The sequence below is a fragment of the Kitasatospora sp. NPDC097605 genome (assembly GCF_040302725.1).
Lineage (GTDB): Bacteria > Actinomycetota > Actinomycetes > Streptomycetales > Streptomycetaceae > Kitasatospora.
This window is the reverse complement of record NZ_JBEOSF010000068.1, coordinates 1-18197: the sequence shown is the minus strand read 5'-3', so window position 1 is coordinate 18197 and position 18197 is coordinate 1. Positions and strand designations below refer to the sequence as shown.

At 73.6% G+C, this 18197-nt stretch carries 16 protein-coding genes; 7 read left to right on the top strand and 9 right to left on the bottom strand.

What is annotated here, in order from left to right; translation table 11 throughout:
* Positions 1–267: 267 nt before the first annotated feature.
* Positions 268–981, bottom strand: coding sequence for a DUF4386 domain-containing protein (locus ABTX81_RS38965; protein WP_350555590.1), 714 nt, complete (start codon positions 979–981; stop codon positions 268–270).
* Positions 982–1110: 129 nt separating this feature from the next.
* On the opposite strand from ABTX81_RS38965, the gene ABTX81_RS38960 reads away from it, so the two are divergent.
* A complete protein-coding gene (locus ABTX81_RS38960) occupies positions 1111–1626 on the top strand; it encodes a MarR family winged helix-turn-helix transcriptional regulator (RefSeq protein ID WP_350555588.1) in 516 nt (171 codons plus the stop codon).
* Between the two features lie 72 nt (positions 1627–1698).
* Here ABTX81_RS38960 and ABTX81_RS38955 read toward each other — a convergent pair whose 3' ends face one another.
* The 3 genes from ABTX81_RS38955 to ABTX81_RS38945 all read right to left on the bottom strand — a co-directional run bounded on the left by ABTX81_RS38955 (position 1699) and on the right by ABTX81_RS38945 (position 5963).
* The gene (locus ABTX81_RS38955; protein ID WP_350555586.1) at positions 1699–2892 is read right to left on the bottom strand and encodes an RtcB family protein; all 1194 of its coding nucleotides are present in this window, start codon (positions 2890–2892) and stop codon (positions 1699–1701) included.
* A 327-nt stretch (positions 2893–3219) separates the two neighbouring features.
* Complete coding sequence (locus ABTX81_RS38950) at positions 3220–4587, bottom strand: M16 family metallopeptidase (protein WP_350555592.1); 1368 nt, start codon at positions 4585–4587, stop codon at positions 3220–3222.
* Positions 4588–4607: 20 nt separating this feature from the next.
* The gene (locus ABTX81_RS38945; RefSeq protein ID WP_350555584.1) at positions 4608–5963 is read right to left on the bottom strand and encodes a M16 family metallopeptidase; all 1356 of its coding nucleotides are present in this window, start codon (positions 5961–5963) and stop codon (positions 4608–4610) included.
* A 260-nt stretch (positions 5964–6223) separates the two neighbouring features.
* Here ABTX81_RS38945 and ABTX81_RS38940 point away from each other — a divergent pair, with 260 nt between their 5' ends.
* From ABTX81_RS38940 to ABTX81_RS38915, 6 genes are all read left to right on the top strand, one after another.
* Complete coding sequence (locus tag ABTX81_RS38940) at positions 6224–8674, top strand: DNA gyrase/topoisomerase IV subunit A (RefSeq protein WP_350555582.1); 2451 nt, start codon at positions 6224–6226, stop codon at positions 8672–8674.
* A 164-nt stretch (positions 8675–8838) separates the two neighbouring features.
* Positions 8839–9132 carry a hypothetical protein gene (locus tag ABTX81_RS38935; protein ID WP_350555580.1) on the top strand — a complete coding sequence of 98 codons (294 nt, stop codon included), beginning with the start codon at positions 8839–8841 and terminating at the stop codon, positions 9130–9132.
* A gap of 27 nt (positions 9133–9159) precedes the next feature.
* Positions 9160–10461: a hypothetical protein gene (locus ABTX81_RS38930; RefSeq protein WP_350555578.1), complete on the top strand. Its 1302-nt coding sequence runs from the start codon at positions 9160–9162 to the stop codon at positions 10459–10461.
* Between the two features lie 10 nt (positions 10462–10471).
* A complete protein-coding gene (locus tag ABTX81_RS38925; protein WP_350555576.1) occupies positions 10472–11521 on the top strand; it encodes a hypothetical protein in 1050 nt (349 codons plus the stop codon).
* Positions 11522–11572: 51 nt separating this feature from the next.
* Positions 11573–12235, top strand: coding sequence for a hypothetical protein (locus tag ABTX81_RS38920; RefSeq protein WP_350555574.1), 663 nt, complete (start codon positions 11573–11575; stop codon positions 12233–12235).
* A 23-nt stretch (positions 12236–12258) separates the two neighbouring features.
* Complete coding sequence (locus ABTX81_RS38915) at positions 12259–13167, top strand: ferredoxin family protein (protein WP_350555572.1); 909 nt, start codon at positions 12259–12261, stop codon at positions 13165–13167.
* A gap of 54 nt (positions 13168–13221) precedes the next feature.
* Here the strand turns inward: ABTX81_RS38915 and ABTX81_RS38910 are convergent, their stop codons facing one another.
* The 5 genes from ABTX81_RS38910 to ABTX81_RS38890 all read right to left on the bottom strand — a co-directional run bounded on the left by ABTX81_RS38910 (position 13222) and on the right by ABTX81_RS38890 (position 18059).
* Positions 13222–15000, bottom strand: a complete 1779-nt coding sequence (locus ABTX81_RS38910; RefSeq protein WP_350555570.1) for a solute symporter family protein — start codon at positions 14998–15000, stop codon at positions 13222–13224.
* Positions 14997–15326 (bottom strand): DUF485 domain-containing protein, encoded by a 330-nt coding sequence (locus ABTX81_RS38905; protein ID WP_502892961.1) that lies wholly within the window; start codon positions 15324–15326, stop codon positions 14997–14999. Before ABTX81_RS38905 ends, ABTX81_RS38910 begins: the two co-directional genes overlap by 4 nt.
* Before the next feature lie 334 nt (positions 15327–15660).
* Complete coding sequence (locus tag ABTX81_RS38900; RefSeq protein WP_350555566.1) at positions 15661–16386, bottom strand: response regulator; 726 nt, start codon at positions 16384–16386, stop codon at positions 15661–15663.
* A complete protein-coding gene (locus ABTX81_RS38895; protein ID WP_350555564.1) occupies positions 16383–17543 on the bottom strand; it encodes a sensor histidine kinase in 1161 nt (386 codons plus the stop codon). Before ABTX81_RS38895 ends, ABTX81_RS38900 begins: the two co-directional genes overlap by 4 nt.
* Positions 17544–17573: 30 nt before the next feature.
* Positions 17574–18059: a DUF1453 domain-containing protein gene (locus ABTX81_RS38890; RefSeq protein ID WP_350555562.1), complete on the bottom strand. Its 486-nt coding sequence runs from the start codon at positions 18057–18059 to the stop codon at positions 17574–17576.
* Positions 18060–18197 lie beyond the last annotated feature (138 nt).

The window sequence follows — 18197 nt, the reverse complement described above, 5'->3', positions numbered from 1 at the left end:
GTCCAGCCGGCAGGTGGTGCCGGAGGAGTTGTTGATGGTCAGCGCCAGCTTGGGCTTGTCCTTGGGCTGGTAGGCGTTCTGCCAGGACACCGCCGCGCCGCCTTTCCCTTTTCCTCACGAGCCCCTCGGCCCGCTCGGTCGCGACCGGTCCGCCGCGCCTCCCGGCGCCGCGCCCCGTCGCCCTCCCCCGGCCGGGACGGCCCACCCCGGAGCACCACCAACGGGGGGCCGGGCCGTCACCGCACCGGAGCAGTCACACGGTCGGCCTCAGGCCGCCTCCGCCTCCGACTCGTAGGCGACGGTGCGGCGCGGACGCTGCTTCGGCAGGATCACGCTGGCCGCGATCAGCCAGATCAGACCACCGAAGCGGGCGATCGGCAGGAAGAACCCGAGGCTGGTGGAGAGCAGCGCCAGGGTGCCGAGTACCCCGATCCCGGCGAGCACCAGACCGGCCCAGGCGAAGCCCTTCGGCCCGAAGCCGAGCAGCAGCATCGGCACCGCGACGCCGGCCAGCATCACCGCGAACGGGACGACGTGGCCGGGGCCGCCGGAGGCGAAGGTCAGGTCCGCCAGCGAGCGGGCCAGCGGCGCGTCACCGAGCTCCCCGGACCGGGAGGCGGCCCAGACGGTGAGCCCGCACAGCGCCATCGCCGCGGAGGACAGCACCCCGGAGACCAGCGCGATGCCGGGACCGGGCGCGACCACGCCGAGCCGGCGCAGCCGCTGGTAGACGATGGCGGCCCAGACCGCGAGCGGGAGCGAGGCGCCGAACTGCAGCGTCCCGGCGACCTTCGCGGCGGTCGCGTGGTCCTTGTAGTAGGCGAGCGTGTCGGCCGCCGAATCGGTGGGCAGCGGGGTCTGCCGGGCCAGCACGATGGACACCACCATCAGTGCCGCGAACGCCACGGCGGGCAGCAGCAAGGGGGGGCCTGACTGCTGGCGCCGGGCGGAGGCGGCCGGCACCGCTGATGTCGTGGTCATGGGGCGCTCCAGTCGAGAACGGGACGTTAGGGCCGGGGCCGACGTCGGACGGATCGACACCGACGCCGGTAGTTCCACGTCCAGAATAGTTCACTCCGGGACATCATTGTCCACTGCTATCGTGTTTTCATGACCGAATCTCCCGACCCCGCCCCGATCCCGCACACGGGCCCGCAGGGAGCCCAGGTCGCCTTCCTCCTCTCCCAGTTGGGCGAACACGCGAGCCAGGCCTTCGCCCGGAGGGTCGCCGAGCTGGACCTCACCCCGGCCCAGGCCGGCCTGCTCCGGTCGGTCGCCCTGGATCCCGGCCAGCACCAGCAGGAGCTCGCCCGCCGGCTCGGCATGTCCCCCAGCCGGTTCGTGGCCTTCATCGACGCCATCGAGGCGCGCGGGCTGGTCGAACGCCGGCGCAACCCCAAGGACCGCCGGTTCCAGGACCTCTACCTCGCGCCCAAGGGCGAGGAGGCGATGCGCGGGCTGGCCGAGGCGGCGCTCGCCCACGAGGAGTCCATCTGCGCGGGCCTCGATCCGCAGGAACGTATCGCCCTGTCCGACCTGCTGCGCCGGGTCGCCGAGGCCCAGCACCTCACCGCCGGGGTGCACCCCGGCTACCGGCGGCTCAACCCCAAGCGCGACCGGCCCTGAGCCGGGCCCCGGCACGCCGAAGCCCCCGGCCGGACGGCCGGGGGCTTCGGTGCGGGGAAGGGCAGCGGGGCCTCAGCCCTTGACGCAGACCACCTGCTTCAGGTGCGCCACGACCTCGACCAGGTCCCGCTGCTGCTCGATCACCTTCTCGATCGGCTTGTAGGCGCCGGGGATCTCGTCCACCACCCCCGCGTCCTTGCGGCACTCCACGCCCTTGGTCTGCTCGGCCAGGTCCTGCGTGGTGAACCGCTTCTTCGCGGCGTTGCGGCTCATCTTCCGGCCGGCGCCGTGCGAGGCCGAGTTGAACGACGCCTCGTTGCCCAGCCCGCGCACGATGTACGACCCGGTGCCCATCGACCCCGGGATGATCCCGTAGTCGCCGCTCCCGGCCCGGATCGCGCCCTTCCGGGTGACCAGCAGGTCGACCCCGTCGTAGCGCTCCTCCGAGACGTAGTTGTGGTGGCAGCTGATCACCTCGTCGAAGGCGACCTTCGCCCGCGGGAACTCGCGCCGGACCACGTCCTGGAACAGCGCCATCATCAGCGCCCGGTTGCGCTTGGCGTACTCCTGCGCCCAGAAGAGGTCCTGTCGGTACGCGGCCATCTGCGGGGTGTCCGCGACGAACACCGCGAGGTCACGGTCGATCAGGCCCTGGTTGTGCGGCAGCGACTGGGCCACGCCCATGTGGTGCTCCGCCAGTTCCTTGCCGATGTTGCGCGAGCCGGAGTGCAGCATCAGCCAGACCGCGCCGGTGTCGTCGACGCACACCTCGATGAAGTGGTTGCCGCCGCCGAGCGTCGCCATCTGCTGGGCCGCCCGCTCGCGGCGCCACTTCACCTCCGGCGCGACCGCGTCGAACCCCTGCCAGAAGTCGTCCCAGCCGCCGGTCGGGACACCGTGCACCTTCCCCGGGTCGACCGGGTCGCGGTGCAGGCCGCGGCCGACCGGGATGGTCTGCTCGATCCGCGAGCGCAGCCGGGACAGGTCGTCCGGCAGGTCCTTCGCGGTGAGCGAGGTCTTCACCGCGCTCATCCCGCAGCCGATGTCCACGCCGACCGCCGCCGGGCAGACGGCGCCGCGCATGGCGATCACCGAACCCACCGTCGCCCCCTTGCCCAGGTGGACGTCGGGCATCACGGCGAGCCCGTGCAGCCAGGGCAGCGAGCTGATGTTGCGCAGCTGCTGCATCGCCTGGCCCTCGACGGTGGCCGGGTCGGTCCACATCCGGATCGGAACCCGGACGCCGGGTACCTCGGTGTACGACATGGTTCAACGACCTCCAAGGTCGGATGGTTCAAGCCTAGGCGGGGTGCGCGCCCCGGGGGATGCCGCGCGAAGGGACCCGGCGCGACGCGGGGATGTCAGGGGTTGGCGGCGCTCAGGCGGCCAAGGGGCATCGGGAGGACAGTCTCGGGGAGCGCCGCTGACATGGCTCGACCCGCATGGTGACCGCCTCCTCTCCGTCCGTGTGTACCGGTGCCGGGGGCTATCTACCCACGCACGGCGCAGCCGCCGCAAGGGAATTAACGCGCGAACGCGGAGGGGCCCGGCGGAGCGTCGGAACGCTCCGCCGGGCCCCCGGAGGCCTGCGGATCAGGCGCTGATCACGGTCACCTCGCCGATGCCCAGCTCCCGCACCCCGTCCGCGAACGCCGCGGCGTCGCCGACCAGCACGGTGACCAGCCGGTCCGGCGGGAAGGCGTTGACCACGGCCGCGGTGGCGGCGGCGGTCGGCAGCTCGGCCAGCTGCCGGTAGACCTCGGCCTGGAAGTCGTCGGCCAGGTGCTGCTCCACCTGGTCGGCCAGGGTGCCGGCCACCGAGCCCGCCGTCTCGTACTTCAGCGGCGCCACGCCGACCAGGAACTGCACCGCCTCGGCGCGCTCCGCGTCGGTGAGCCCCTCGGCGGCCAGCGTGCGCAGGATGGTCCAGGTGTCGGCCAGCGCCGGGGCGGTGGAGGCGGTGTCCACCGAGCCGCTGATCGCCAGCAGGGCGCGCCCGCTGCCGTCGGCGGCCGAGCGCAGCGGCTGGGCGAAGGCCCGCACGCCGTACGTGTAGCCCTTCTCCTCGCGCAGCACCCGGTCCAGCCGGGAGGTGAGGGTGCCGCCCAGGCAGTAGGTGCCGAGGATCTGCGCGGCCCAGCTCGGGTCGTGCCGGTCCGGCCCGATCCGGCCGATCAGCAGCTGGGTCTGCACCGACCCGGGCCGGTCCACGATGATCACCCGGCCGGTGTCGTCGGCGGTCACCGGAGCGTGCGAGCCCGGCTCGGCCGGGGAGCCCTTCCAGGCACCCAGGGTGGACTCCAGCAGGCCCGTCAGGTCGGTACCGGTGAGGTCGCCGACCACCACCACGGTGGTGGTGGCGGGCCGCACGTGCGCCTCGTAGAACGCCCGGACGGCGGCCCGGTCGATCGTCTTGACCGTCTCGGCCGTGCCGGCGCGCGGACGCGACAGCCGGTCGGCGCCGTCGAACAGCTCGGCGTACAGCGCCTTGGCGGCCCGCCGGGCCGGGTTGGCCTGCTCGTGCACGATCTCGTCCAGCCGGTTGGCGACCAGCCGCTCGATCTCGTCCTCCGGCAGCGCCGGGCTGCCCAGCGCGGCGGCCAGCAGGTCCAGGCCGCGGGCCAGCCGGGAGGCCGGGACCTCCAGCGAGACCCGGATGCACGGGTGGTCCGCGTGCGCGTCCAGGGTCGCGCCGGCCCGCTCCAGCTCGGCCGCGAACTCCTCGGCGGTCAGCGTGTCGGTGCCCTCACTGAACGCCCGGGCCAGGATCGAGGCGACGCCGTCCGCACCCTCCGGCTCGGCCGCGAGCGGCGCGTCCAGCAGCACGTCGACGGCCACCAGCTGCTGGCCGGGACGGTGGCAGTGCAGCACCGTGATGCCGTTGCCGAGCGCGGCACGCTCCGGCGCCGGGAACGCCCACGGGCTGGGGGTGCCGGGCTGGGGCTGGGGGTGGAAGGTCATGGCGGGGACGTACTCGGTGCTCATACGGCGGCGCCCTCCTCGTCGGTCTCGGCGGTGGCAGCGGTGTCGTCGGCGGTGTCCTCGGCCGGGGTCGGCTCGTACACCAGCACCGCCCGGTTCTGCGGGTGCAGCCGCGCCGCGGCGATCTCCCGCACCTCCTCGGCGGTGACGTCGAGGACCTTGGGCAGGGCGTCGTTCAGCAGCTTCGGGTCGCCGAACAGCACGGCGTAGCGGCAGAGTTCGTCGGCGCGGCCGGCCACCGTGGTGAGCCGGTCCAGCCACTCGCGCTCGATCTGCGCCTGGGCGCGCTCCAGCTCGGCCGGGGTCGGGCCCTCGGCGGCGAACCGGGCCAGCTCCTCGTCGACGGCCGTCTCGATCTGCTCGACGGTGGCGTCGCCCGAGGTCTTGACGTCCAGCCAGCCCAGGCTCGGCGCGCCGGACAGCCGCAGCAGGCCGAAGCCGGCCGCGACGGCGGTGCGGTCCCGGCGGACCAGCCGGTTGTACAGCCGGCTCGACTCGCCGCTGCCGAGGATGGTCAGCGCCAGGTCGGCGGCGTCCGCCTCGCGGGTGCCGTCGTGCGGCAGCCGGTAGGCGGCCATCAGCGCGCGGGACGGCACGTCCTCGCGGATCAGCTCGCGCAGCTCGCGGCCGATCGACTCCGGCAGGCTGCCGTCGCGCGGCGGCTGCTTGCCGTCGTGCGCGGGGATGCTGCCGAAGTACTTCTCCACCCAGGCGATGGTCTGCTCCGGGTCGATGTCGCCGACCACCGAGAGCACCGCGTTGTTCGGCGCGTAGTAGGTGCGGAAGAACGCCCGGGCGTCCTCCAGGGTGGCCGCGTCCAGGTCGGCCATCGAGCCGATCGGGGTGTGGTGGTACGGGTGGCCGTCCGGGAAGGACAGCGCGGTCAGCTTCTCGAACGCGGTGCCGTAGGGCACGTTGTCGTACCGCTGGCGGCGCTCGTTCTTCACCACGTCGCGCTGGTTCTCCATCGACGTCTCGTCGAGGGCCGCCAGCAGCGAGCCCATCCGGTCCGCCTCCAGCCAGAGCGCGAGCTCCAACTGGTGGGCCGGCATGGTCTCGAAGTAGTTGGTGCGCTCGAAGCTGGTGGTGCCGTTGAGCGAACCGCCGGCGCCCTGGACGAGCTCGAAGTGCCCGTTGTTGGAGACGTTGGCGGAGCCCTGGAACATCAGGTGCTCGAACAGGTGGGCCAGCCCGGTGCGGCCCTTCACCTCGTGCCGGGAGCCCACGTCGTACCAGAGGCAGACCGCGGCCACCGGGGTCAGGTGGTCCTCGGAGAGGACGACGCGCAGGCCGTTGGCCAGGCGGTGCTCGGTGATGGCGATGCCTCGCTGGGAGGCGGGGGCCGGGTTGGCCATGCGCTCGGGTCCTTCCCGTCGTCGAAGTCGGGGTTCGTGTGGCGTCCCCCATTGTGGTGCAACGCGCGAACACCGTGGATGTGTCCGCGCGGACAGGGCGTTCGCCAGGGGCGGAAGAGGGGCGCTGGCCGGGGCTGTCGGCCGGAGGGTCCACAATGGGGGCGCCGAGCCCTGTTGACAGAACCGCCGACAGCCCCGGCGAAACCGCGCCGACGAGACGTGGACGAGACGCAAGCGAGACGTAAGGGAGCCCCGCCGCGATGGCCCGCCGCAGTTCGCAGACCCCGCCCCCCGGAGACTTCGAGGAGCGCATCCTCGACGTCGACGTCGTGGACGAGATGCAGGGCTCGTTCCTCGAGTACGCCTACTCGGTCATCTACTCCCGGGCCCTCCCGGACGCCCGGGACGGCCTCAAGCCGGTGCACCGCCGCATCCTCTACCAGGCCAACGAGATGGGCCTGCGCCCGGAGCGCGGCCACGTCAAGTGCGCCCGCCTGGTCGGCGAGGTGATGGGCCGGCTGCACCCGCACGGCGACGCCTCCATCTACGACTCGGTCGTCCGGATGGCCCAGCCGTTCTCGATGCGGCTGCCGCTGATCGACGGCCACGGCAACTTCGGCTCGCTCGGCAACGACGACCCGCCGGCCGCGATGCGCTACACCGAGTCCCGGCTCACCGCCGCCTCGATGGCCCTGGTCGAGTCGATCCACGAGGAGACCGTCGACTTCGGGCCCAACTACGACGGCAGCGAGCAGGAGCCGCTCGCACTCCCGGCCGCCTTCCCCAACCTGCTGGTCAACGGTGCCACCGGCATCGCCGTCGGCATGGCCACCAACATGCCGCCGCACAACCTCTCCGAGGTCGTCGCCGCCGCCCGGCACCTGATCAAGCACCCGAACGCCGACCTCGACACCCTGATGCGGTTCGTCCCCGGCCCGGACCTGCCCACCGGCGGACGGATCGTCGGCCTCTCCGGCATCCGGGACGCCTACGAGTCCGGCCGCGGCACCTTCAAGATCCGCGCCACCACGACCATCGAGGCGGTCACCGCCCGCCGCAAGGGCATCGTGGTCACCGAGCTGCCGTACAACGTCGGCCCGGAGAAGGTCATCTCCAAGATCAAGGACCTGGTCAACGCCAAGAAGCTCCAGGGCATCGCGGACGTCAAGGACCTCACCGACCGCGAGCACGGCCTGCGCCTGGTCATCGAGGTCAAGAACGGCTTCGTGCCCGAGGCCCTGCTGGAGCAGCTCTACAAGCTGACGCCGATGGAGGAGACCTTCGGCATCAACAATGTGGCGCTGGTCGACGGCCAGCCGCTCACCCTCGGCCTCAAGGAGCTGCTGGAGGTCTACGTCGACCACCGCTTCGAGGTGGTCCGCCGGCGCAGCGACTTCCGCCGCCGCAAGCGCCAGGAGCGGCTGCACCTGGTCGAGGGCCTGCTGGTCGCCCTGGTCGACATCGACGAGGTCATCGCGATCATCCGGTCCAGCGACAACGCCGCCCAGGCCAAGGAGCGCCTGATGGAGCGCTTCTCGCTGTCCGAGACGCAGACCGCCTACATCCTCGACACCCCGCTGCGCCGGCTCACCCGCTTCGACCGGGTCGAGCTGGAGCAGGAGCAGGCCAAGCTGACCTCCGAGATCGCCGACCTGACCGAGATCCTGGAGTCGGACACCAAGCTGCGCAGCGTGGTCTCCGGCGAACTCGGAGCCGTCGCCAAGCAGTTCGGCACCGAGCGGCGCACCGTCCTGCTGGAGGCCGGGGCCGCCCCGGCCGCCTCGCTGACCGTGCCGCTGGAGGTCGCCGACGACCCGTGCCGGGTGCTGCTCTCCTCCACCGGCCTGCTCGCCCGCACCGCCGACGGCGAGCCGTTCGAACTCTCCGAGAAGCGCGCCAAGCACGATGTGATCGTCTCCGCGGTGCCGACCACCGCCCGCGCCGACGTCGGCGTGGTCACCTCGGCCGGCCGGGTCCTGCGCCTGCCGGTCATCGACCTGCCGGCGCTGCCGCCGACCCCCTCGCCGACGCTGGCCGGCGGCGCCGCCGTCACCGAGTTCCTCCGCCTGGAGGCCGACGAGCGGGTCCTCGCGCTGACCACCCTGGACGAGTCCTCCCCCGGCCTGGCGCTCGGCACCGTGCAGGGCGTGGTCAAGCGGGTGGTCCCCGAATGGCCCGCCAACAAGGACGAGTTCGAGGTGATCGCGCTCAAGGACGGCGACGAGGTGATCGGCGCGGTCGAGCTGCGCACCGGCGAGGAGGACCTCGTCTTCATCACCTCCGACGCCCAGCTGCTGCGCTACCCCGCCGGACAGGTCCGCCCGCAGGGCCGCCCGGCCGGCGGCATGGCCGGCATCAAGCTCGCGGACGGCGCCCGGGTGCTCTCCTTCACCGCCGTCGACCCGGCCGCCGACGCGGTGGTGGTCTCGGTGGCCGGCGCCTCCGGCACCCTGACCGGCGAGGCCCAGTCCTCCTGGAAGGTCACCCCCTTCGAGCAGTACCCGCGCAAGGGCCGCGCCACCGGCGGCGTCCGCTGCCAGCGCTTCCTGCGCGGCGAGGACGCCCTCTCCTTCGCCTGGGCCGGCCCGGCTCCCGCCCGCGCCGCCAACGCCAAGGGCGCCCCGGTCGACCTCCCCGACCGCGACCCCCGCCGCGACGGCTCCGGCACCCCCGTCACCACCCCCATCGCCACCATCGCCGGCCCCGCCTGACCCCCACTCCCCCCGCAGGGCGCCGACCCCCGTCGGCGCCCTGCGGCGTTCCCCCAACCGGAACGTCCCCTCAACTTCCCCGAACCGCACGACCGTTCGCCCCCACTGAGCTAGGTTCGCACCAGGAGCGCCCACCCACGACCGCCCCGAGGGGAGACAGGCCGTTGCCCGACGACTTCCGGATCGACCTGGCCCGCATGCGCACGGTCTCCACCCAGCTCGGCGAATGCGGCAATCGCATGAGCTCAGTCGCCAAGCGGCTGGAGAACCTGGGCAAGGGCCGGCAGATGGGCACCGCGCGACTCGACTCGGCCTGCAAGCAGTTCGAGGACGAGTGGCACGGCGGCATCGGCCGGATGGCCAAGCTGGCCTCCGGCCTGCACGACGGCCTCGATGCCACGCTCAAGAACTACGGAGACCACGAGCAGGGGGTCGCCAAGGGATTCGGCGCCACCTGACGCGCCACCGACGGGGGAGCAACCGCCATGAGCGACCAGAACTGGCCGGGCCTCGGCTTCTGCCCGGCCCCCGGCGATCTCGGTGCGATCGCCCAGATGTACACCGACGTCGACGGGGTGGCCCGCGAGCTGGAGGAACTCCGCAGCGCCCTCGCCGGCATCGGCACCACCGGCGGCGCCTGGGAGGGCGAAGCCGCCCGCGAGTTCGCCAAGAAACTGGACGAGCTACCGAAGTACCTGGACAAGGGCCACAAGTCGATGGCCGCGTGTTCCCTGGCCCTGAAGACCTGGCACACCCAGCTCTCCGCCATGGTCACGGCCGGCCGGGGCATGGAGACCGAGGCCGCCGAGCTGCGCCACCGCCTGGAATGGCAGGACAAGCAGGCCGCCGACCTCGGCCGCTCCCTGGACGCCTTCGCCGTACCGGGTGCCCGACCCCCGGCCGCCGACGTCCTGGAGCGCACCCAGGCCCGGTTCGACGCCGCCCGCGAGGCCAGCCTCCGTGGCCACCAGCAGCTCGACGAGGTGATCGCCCGCGCCCGCACACAGCTCGACGACCACCGTCAGAAGGCAGAGACCGCCGCCCGCGCCGTCCAGGAAGCGTCGAAGAACCACCCGCCGGATCCCAACGTGTTCAAGCGTCTGTTGAACGGCTTGCAGCACGCCTGGCAGAACTCCATCGACTTCCTGGTGGACCACGCCGACCTGCTCTCCAAGATCTCGGCCGGCCTGGCGATCGCCGCCCTGGCGATCTCCTGGGTCCCCGTCATCGGCCAGGTCGGCGGAGTCGTGTTGGGAGGCGCCGCGGTGCTCACCAGCGCCGGCGCGCTGATCGGGCACAGCGTCGGCAAGTCCCGTGGTAAGGACGTGTCGTGGACGGACATCGGCCTCGACTCGCTCGGGGTGATCCCGGGTGTCGGCGCGGTCCGGGGCTTCGCCACCGGAGGGCGCACAACCACCAAGGTGCTGGGCTCGGGCGCGGTCAACAAGCTGGCCCGGGCACCACTGAAGAACTTCATCGATCCCATCAAGGCGAGCAAGGGTGCCTCGGCGTCCGAGCGGGTGGAGGCCGCCGGAAGCAGCCTCTTCGGCATGACCTCCAATCCGCTGACGACCAAGGGCATCGTCGCCGGCCTGACCAAGCTGGGCCATCCGGTCGATCCGCGCCTGGTCACCATTCCGGTCAAGGCCACCGGCCTCGGCTACGGGCTGTACCGCCGGCTGACCCGGGACGACGAAGGACCCTCCGCTCCGCCACCGTACGTCGGCCCGGTGCCGCAGCCCGGTCCGCGCCCCTCGCCGACGCCCTTCCTCGCCGCGGTCGCCTGACGGAGGTCCCATGCCCGAATACCTCTACGTCACCCTCCCCGTCTCGGGGAGCCAACTGGCGCACGTGCCCGAGGCCGTCGAAGCGGCGGAACGGGCCAGGGCGCTCTACGGGGTCAACCTGCTGGACGACGAGGTGGCCCGCCAGGTGGTCACCGATCACCTGAAGGCCCGCCGGGGCATCGATCTGGAGTGGCACACCGAGGTCGGCGCGCTGCTCGTGCTGGGCGGGATCGTGGTGGCGGCCGTGATCGGCGGTTCCCTCGCGTCGCCGGTCCAGGCGAAGCAGGTGGCCGTACTGGTGGCGGCGATCCTGGCGGTTCCCGCCGGCATCGCGGTCTGGGCCGTCGGTGCCGGGAAGGGGGCGAGGAAGCAGCGGAACTCCGTCCACTTCACCACGTACACCGCGCTGCTGGCACGGGCCCGGAGCGCCGGGCTGGACATCCGGATCCCCGACGAGTGGTTCGACGCTGCCGGTCCCGCGCCGGCGCCGGCCCCCCGGCCGTCCTCGCTTCCGCCGCCGCCACCGGCACCGTCGTCGACGGCGACCTCGGCCATGGCCACGCCGATCACCACGCCGCCGACGCCGTCCGACGCCGACGGCCTCCTGGTCGTTCCCATGGCGGAACTCACCGGGAACCCGGCCCTGGCCCACGCGGCGCGCGCCCTCGGCGCGCAGCACCGGATCGACCTCCTGGACGGGCGGGCCGTGCGGGCGATGCTGACCGCGCAACGCCGGGCCGTCCGACGCTGGAGCATCTGGGCGGGCCTCGCCATCCTGACCGTGGTGGCGGCCGTGACCACGGCCGGCATCGGCGCAACGCTCGTCCCCGGCTCGCCGGAACGCTCCTCGACGTTCGCGGCGGCCGGAGCCCTGGCGGCCGTCGCCGTCCTCGCCACCGGACCGCTGCTGCTGGCACTGCGCTCCTGGCGCCGGAGCGGGGTCCGTACCCAGGCCGCGGCCTACCTGGACCTCCTGGTCGAGGCCCGCCGGCGCGGCGTCCTCGTCCCCGCACCCCCCAGCTGGCTGGACACCCGCAACCGGCTCCGGAAACCGTACTGACCCGCCGGCCGCCCGGCACCGGCCCACCTGACTCCCGAAAGCCCGAACACCATGACGGACACCCTCCAGATCCGCTTCGTCGTCCCACCCGCCTTTCACGACCTCCCCGTGCTCGGCACCGAGGAACAGGTCGCCGAGCAACTCTGGGAGGTGGTCTGCGAAGTACTGGCCTCGGAGGGCGACGACCTGCGTGCCGGGTGGGCGGCCCTGCTCGCCGGACTGATCCCGTCGATGGCCGAGGCCGGAACGATCTACGCGGGGCTCTGCCTGCTGGACGTCGAGGGCCGGCCCAGCACCGCCTCGGTCGTCGCCACCCTGTCACCACTCGGCGGGCTCGGACCGGCGCGAGCGGTGGACGGCCTGCGGGACGGCCTCTCCCGGGCGCGGCCGGAGGCCACCGTGACCGAGCTGGCACTGCCCGCCGGGCGGGCGGTGGCGGTGATCGACGGGGTCTCCACACCCGTCGGAGGGGAGACCCTGGCCACCTCGGTCATCCAAGTCCACCTGCCGCTCCCGAACGAGTCCCAGTTGCTTTCGCTGGAGCTGAGCACGCCGTGTGCCGAGGACTGGGAACTGTACTCGGAGGTCTTCGCCGGGATCGTCCGCAGTGTCCACCTGGAGTTCGCCGACCTCCCGCTGTCGGACTCCGCTCCGGTTCCCGCGCCCTCGCCGGCCCCCGAGGTCGAGTCGAGGATACGGGCGGCCTTCGGGTGAGGGGCAAGGGTAGCCTTACCGGGGTGAGCACCTGTGCGACCCTGTCGCGTGAACTGTCGGAGCCGCTGGCCGCCACCGCCGCGACCGCGACCACCTGGTTGCTGGTCGAGCAGAACGGGCCGTGGGGGGCGAAGGCGCTCGGGGAGAGCCATCTGGACCCGGCGGTCGGGCGTGCCCTGGACGGCGCGGCGGCCGGCACCGGGGTGCGGGTGGCGCTGATCCGCCGGCCCGGACGCCATGCGGACTGCCTGCCGACGGCGCGGCACGAGGTGATCGTGGCGCACACCGTCCCGTCCCCCGGGGGCGGCTGGGTGCGCCGCCACCAGGTGGCGGACCCGGCGGACCTCCTGGCCCTCGACTTCGCGGCGCTGGGCGCCGGCGAGCACGGCGACCTCGGCACCCCGCACATCGGCGGCCCGGTCGCCCTGGTGTGCACCAACGGCCGGCGGGACCGCTGCTGCGCCCTGCTGGGCCGCCCGCTCGCGGCCGACCTGGTCGCCGCCGGGCACAGCGAGGTGTGGGAGGTGACCCACCTGGGCGGACACCGGTTCTCCCCCACCATGCTGGTGCTGCCGTACGGCTACACCTACGGCCGGCTGACCGCCGAGTCCGCCAAGGAGGTGCTGGCGGCGACGGCGTCCGGCCACATGGTGCCGGAGTGGTCGCGCGGCTGCTCCGGCTGGGACCGGCCGGGCCAGGCAGCCGACCACGCGGTGCGGCTGGCCACCGGCGAGACCAGGGCCGACGCGCTCGCCGTGGCCCAGCGGCCGGACGGCGCGGGCCGCTGGCTGGTCGAGGTCCGGCACGAGGACGGCCGGTCCTGGGAGGTCCAGGTGGTCGAGGGCGTCAGTGCGCCGCCCCGCCCGGAGAGCTGCGGCAAGGCGGCGGGCAGCCCGTCCCGGATGGAGGTCGCCTCCCTCCGGGAGCTGTGACGTGCGACGACCCCCGGCGGAATCCCGCCGGGGGTCGTTCGCTCCGTCAGCCGCTCAGACCGCCCCCGCTCCGGTCAGCGAGCGGACCTCCAGCTCGGCGTACCGGTCCGGGTCGGCCGGCTCGGGCGAGGTGAGGGTGCCGATCCAGCCGGCCAGGAAGCCCAGCGGGATGGAGACGATGCCCGGGTTCTCCAGCGGGAACCAGTGGAAGTCCATCCCGGGGAACAGCGCCACCTTGGTGCCGGAGACCACCGGCGAGAAGATCACCAGCACCACCGCCGGAATCAGCCCGCCGTAGACGGACCAGACCGCGCCCCGGGCGGTGAACCGCCGCCAGAACAGGCTGTAGAGCAGCACCGGCAGGTTGGCGGAGGCGGCCACGGCGAAGGCCAGGCCGACCAGGAAGGCGACGTTCAGCTGCTGGGCGAAGAGGCTGAGCACGATCGCCACCGCGCCGATCCCGACCGCCGCGATCCGCGCGACCAGGACCTCGTCCTGCTCGGCGACGGCCGGCACGTCGTCCGCGCCCGGCCCGGTCCGGGCGTCCGTCTGGCCGCGGGCCCGCCGGGAGGCCGGCACCGCGGCCGACCGCCGGCCGCGCGCGCCCCGGCCGCCCCGCGCCGCCCTGCCGCCGCGCGCGCCCCTGCCACCGCGTGAACCGCGCGGCCGTCCCCGCCAGGCGCCCGCCCAGATGTCGTGGGCGAACGCCGCCGAGGAGGCCAGGGTGAGCCCGGCGACCACGGCGAGGATGGTGGCGAAGGCGATCGCCGAGATCAGCGCGAACAGCACCACCCCGCCGGTGGACCCGTTGCCGCCGCCGAGCACCAGGGCGAGCAGCGGAACGGCGGTGTTGCCCGCCGAGTTGGCGTGCCGGACCTCGGCCGAGCCGATCAGCGCGGTGGCACCGAGGCCCAGCGCGATGGCCATCAGGTAGAAGCCGCCGACCAGCCCGATCGCCCACATCGTCGAACGGCGGGCGGCCCGCGCGGTGGGCACGGTGTAGAAGCGGGACAGGATGTGCGGCAGACCGGCGGTGCCCAGCACCAGGGCCAGGCCCAGGCTGAAGAAGTCCAGCCGGCTGGTGAAGCTCTTGCCGTACTTCAGTCCGGGCTCCAGGTAGCGCTGCCCGGCACCGCTGTGCTGGGCCGCCTGCCGCATCAGCTCGGCGACGTCCCCGTGGAAGCGGACCACCAGCAGCACGGTCAGCACCACCGAGCCGGCGATCAGCAGGAACGCCTTGACGATCTGGATCCAGGTGGTGGCCCGCATCCCGCCGATCGTCACATAGACGATCATCAGACCACCCACCGCCACGATGGTCCAGGTCCGGGCCTGGGCGCTGTTGGTGCCGAGCAGCAGGGCGACCAGGCTGCCCGCGCCGACCATCTGGGCGACCAGGTAGAACAGCGTGACGACGACGCTGGCGCCGCCGGCCGCCGCCCGGACCTTGCGCCGGCGCAACCGCAGCGCCAGCACGTCGGCCAGGGTGTACCGGCCGGCGTTGCGGACCAGTTCGGCGACCAGCATCAGCACCACCAGCCAGGCGACCAGGAAGCCGATGCTGTAGAGCACGCCGTCGTACCCGTAGAGCGCGATCAGCCCGGCGACACCGAGGAAGGAGGCGGCGGAGAGGTAGTCGCCGGAGAGCGCGAAGCCGTTCTGCAGCGGTGTGAAGTCACGGCCGCCGGCGTAGAAGTCCTCGGCGGCGCCGCCGCGGCGGCCGGCCCAGAAGGTGATCGCCAGGGTGACCAGGACGACGACGGCGAAGAGCACCACGGCCAGGCCGTGGTGGTCCCCGGTGGGGGCGACGGGGGGCGGGGTGGCGGCCCTCATCGCAGCTGGTCCTGGGTGTCCCAGCGCAGCGACAGGGCGGCCCGGTCGCGCTTGGTGCGGGCGTTGCGGGCGTAGAGCCAGGCCAGCAGGAAGGTGGTGGCGAACTGCAGCAGGCCGAGCAGCCAGGCCACGTTGACCGGGCCGACGACCGGTCGGCGCATCAGCGCGGGGGCCGCGGTCTGGGCGGCCACGTAGAGCAGGTACCAGCCGAGGAAGACGCCGGTGACCGGGAAGACGAACGTCCGGTAGCTGTGGCGGATCCGCTGGAAGGCCGCGCTCCGCTGGACGGCGCGGTACACCTCGGTGCTGCTGTCGGGCCCGGGCACCGCCTCCGGCACCGTCCCCGGCACGGCCCCGGACACCGGTACGGGCGCCACAGGTACGGGCGACACCGGCACGGGCGCCGACACCGGTGCGGGCGCCGGCGCGGGGACCGGCACGGACACCGGCGGGAGCACCGGCACGGGCGCCGGTTCCGGCGCCCACCAGTCCAGTTGCCCTCCCGGCTCGGGGTTTCTCATCTGCTGTTGTGGCACGGCTGCTCCTGGACCGGGGGGGTTGTGACCCGAACCATGATGGAGGCGCCCGAACCCCCCAAACTCCCAACGCAGATACGTTCACTCGATGAGGTGATCGATGATCCGACAGACGCTCATCCGACTACTGCGGCGACCCGGTGATCCCGTGTCGGAAGGCGTACCCGACCGCCTGCGCCCGGTCCCGCACGCCGGTCTTGGCGAACAGGTTGTTGATGTGGGTCTTCACGGTGGCCGGGCTGACGTACAGCCGCCGGGCGATCTCGGTGTTGGAGAGCCCCTGCGCGATCAGCCCCAGCACCTCCGCCTCCCGCGTGGTCAGCCCGTCCGGCAGCTCCCCCGCCGCGCCCGCGCCCGTTCCCGCGCCCGCGCCCGCCTCCGTGTCCGGGCGCGTCCCGGCCGCCGTGGCCGGGGCGGGCCCCGCCAGCCGCTCCAGCAGCCTCAGCTGCACCTGCGGTGACAGCCCGGCCGCCCCCGACCGGACGTCCGTGATCGCCCGGGCGATCTCCTCGGCCCCCGCGTCCTTGGTGAGGTAGCCGCGCGCCCCGGCCCGCAGCGCCGGGAACAGCGAGTCGTCGTCGGCGTAGGTGGTGAGCACCACGACCTCGGTCCCCGGGTACCCGGCGCGGATCCGCCGGGTCGCCTCGCCCCCGTCGCAGCGCGGCATCCGCAGGTCCATCAGCACCACGTCCGGCCGGTGCCGGGCGACCAGGGCGACGGCCTCCTCGCCGTCCGCCGCCGAGCCGACCACCTCGATCCCCGGCAGCAGCCCGAGCAGCATCACGATGCCCTCGCGGACCACGGTCTGGTCGTCCGCCACCACCACCCTGGTGACCACCGCTTCCGTCATGCCGGCACCCGCAGCAGCACGCGCCATCCTCCCTCGTGGGGGCCCGCCAGCAGGGTGCCGCCGAGCAGTTCCGCGCGTTCGCGCATCCCCAGCAGACCGTACCCGCCGCCGCTGGCCGCCAGGTCGCCGGGCGCTTCGGCCCGTCCCGCGCGCTGGTCCCGCACCTCCAGCTCCACCTCGTCCGCCAGGTAGCGCAGTTCGACCGTGCAGCGCGCGCCGGGGGCGTGTTTGCGCACATTGGTGAGCGCTTCCTGCGCCGTGCGCCGGACCGCGAGCCCCGCCTCGGCGGCCAGCGGACGCGGTGTCCCGACCACGCCGAACGCCGCACGCTCCCACCCGGTCAGCTCCGCCAGGTACTCGCCGACCGGGGTGAACTCGCCGCGCAGCGCGGACAGCGCCTGCCGGGTCTCGGCCAGCCCGTCCTGCGCCATCCGCCGGGCGGCCACCACCCGCTCGCGGATCCGCTCCCGGTCGGTGCCGGAGTCCAGCATCAGCCGGGCCGCCTCCAGGTGGACCAGCTGGGCGGAGAGGCTGTGGGCCAGCACGTCGTGGATCTCCCGGGCGATCCTGGCCCGTTCGGCGAGCGCGGCGCTCTCCGCCTCGGCGGCCCGGGCGGCCCGTTCCCGGTCGAGCAACCGGCGGGCGGTGCCGCGCGCCTCGATGTCCAGCCGCAGCAGGTAGCCGAGCAGCAGCAGGCCGCCGACGGTCGCCGTGATGCTCAGCGGGCTCGCCCAGCTCACCGCGGCGTACGAGCCGAGCGAGGCGCCGGCCGTGAGCAGCGCGGGCCCCGGCGGCAGCCGGATCACCGAGGTCACCGCCAGCCCGTACCACAGCACGTCGGCGAGCAGGTAGGCGTGCCCCCAGTTGGCCAGCCAGGCGGCCGCGAACACCCCGGCGGCCAGCGGGTACGCGTGTACCGCCCGCTGCTTCCAGCTCGCGTGCAGATAGCCGGCGGCGAGGGCGACCGCCACGCCCAGTCCCGCGACCACGGCCGCCACCGTCCAGCCGGCGTACCCGCTACCGGAGAACGTCCCCCAGCAGACGCTGAGCAGGACGACGACCCGGCCGAGCGCGGTGAGGATCCGCCGCGGCCGGCTCTCGGCGTCGTACTCCAGCCCCTCGCGGGACGGCCAACGGGTCCAGTACCACTCGGCCACACGTTCCTCCCGGTGAGCCCACGACGACGGTCAGCACGGCACGGCGGCCCGCCCCGGGGGTTCCAGGGCCCGCGCCCGCCAGTTCACCACGGTCGTGCGGACCAGCAGCAGGACGGCCAGGCCGAGCAGCAGCGCGCTGCTCGACTGGCGCAGGTGCAGGGCCTCCCCGAGCCCGAACAGGCCGAACCTGATCGCGATCAGCCCACCCCAGGCGGCCAGCGTCGCCCTGGTGCCCCGGCTCCAGAGCGCCCCGTCCGCCTCCCGCCAGATCCGCACCGTCCATCCCCAGACGGAGCCCGCGGCGAGCACCGCGAGCAGCCCGGCGCCGACCAGGACGACGGACCAGGCGGTGTCCCGGCGGTCGAGCAGTTGGGGGTCGCGCAGCGCGACCGCGGCGAGGATCAACGGCAGCGGCCAGGAGCGGCGTTCGGTGTCCAGGCGCTGGGCGCGCATCTGGCGCCGGAGCACCAGCAGCGTCACCACGACCACCAGGGCTGCGTTCGCCTGGGCAGGCATCGGGTCCCTCCGTCCGGCAAGAGGCTCTGAACGACCTCTCCGACGCTACGGACCGGACGCCGCCGGGGCCTCGTAGCCCGGGTGGACGGCGGGTGGAACGGACGGCGCGAGGGCTCTCCACCCGCGGGTGGAGAGCCC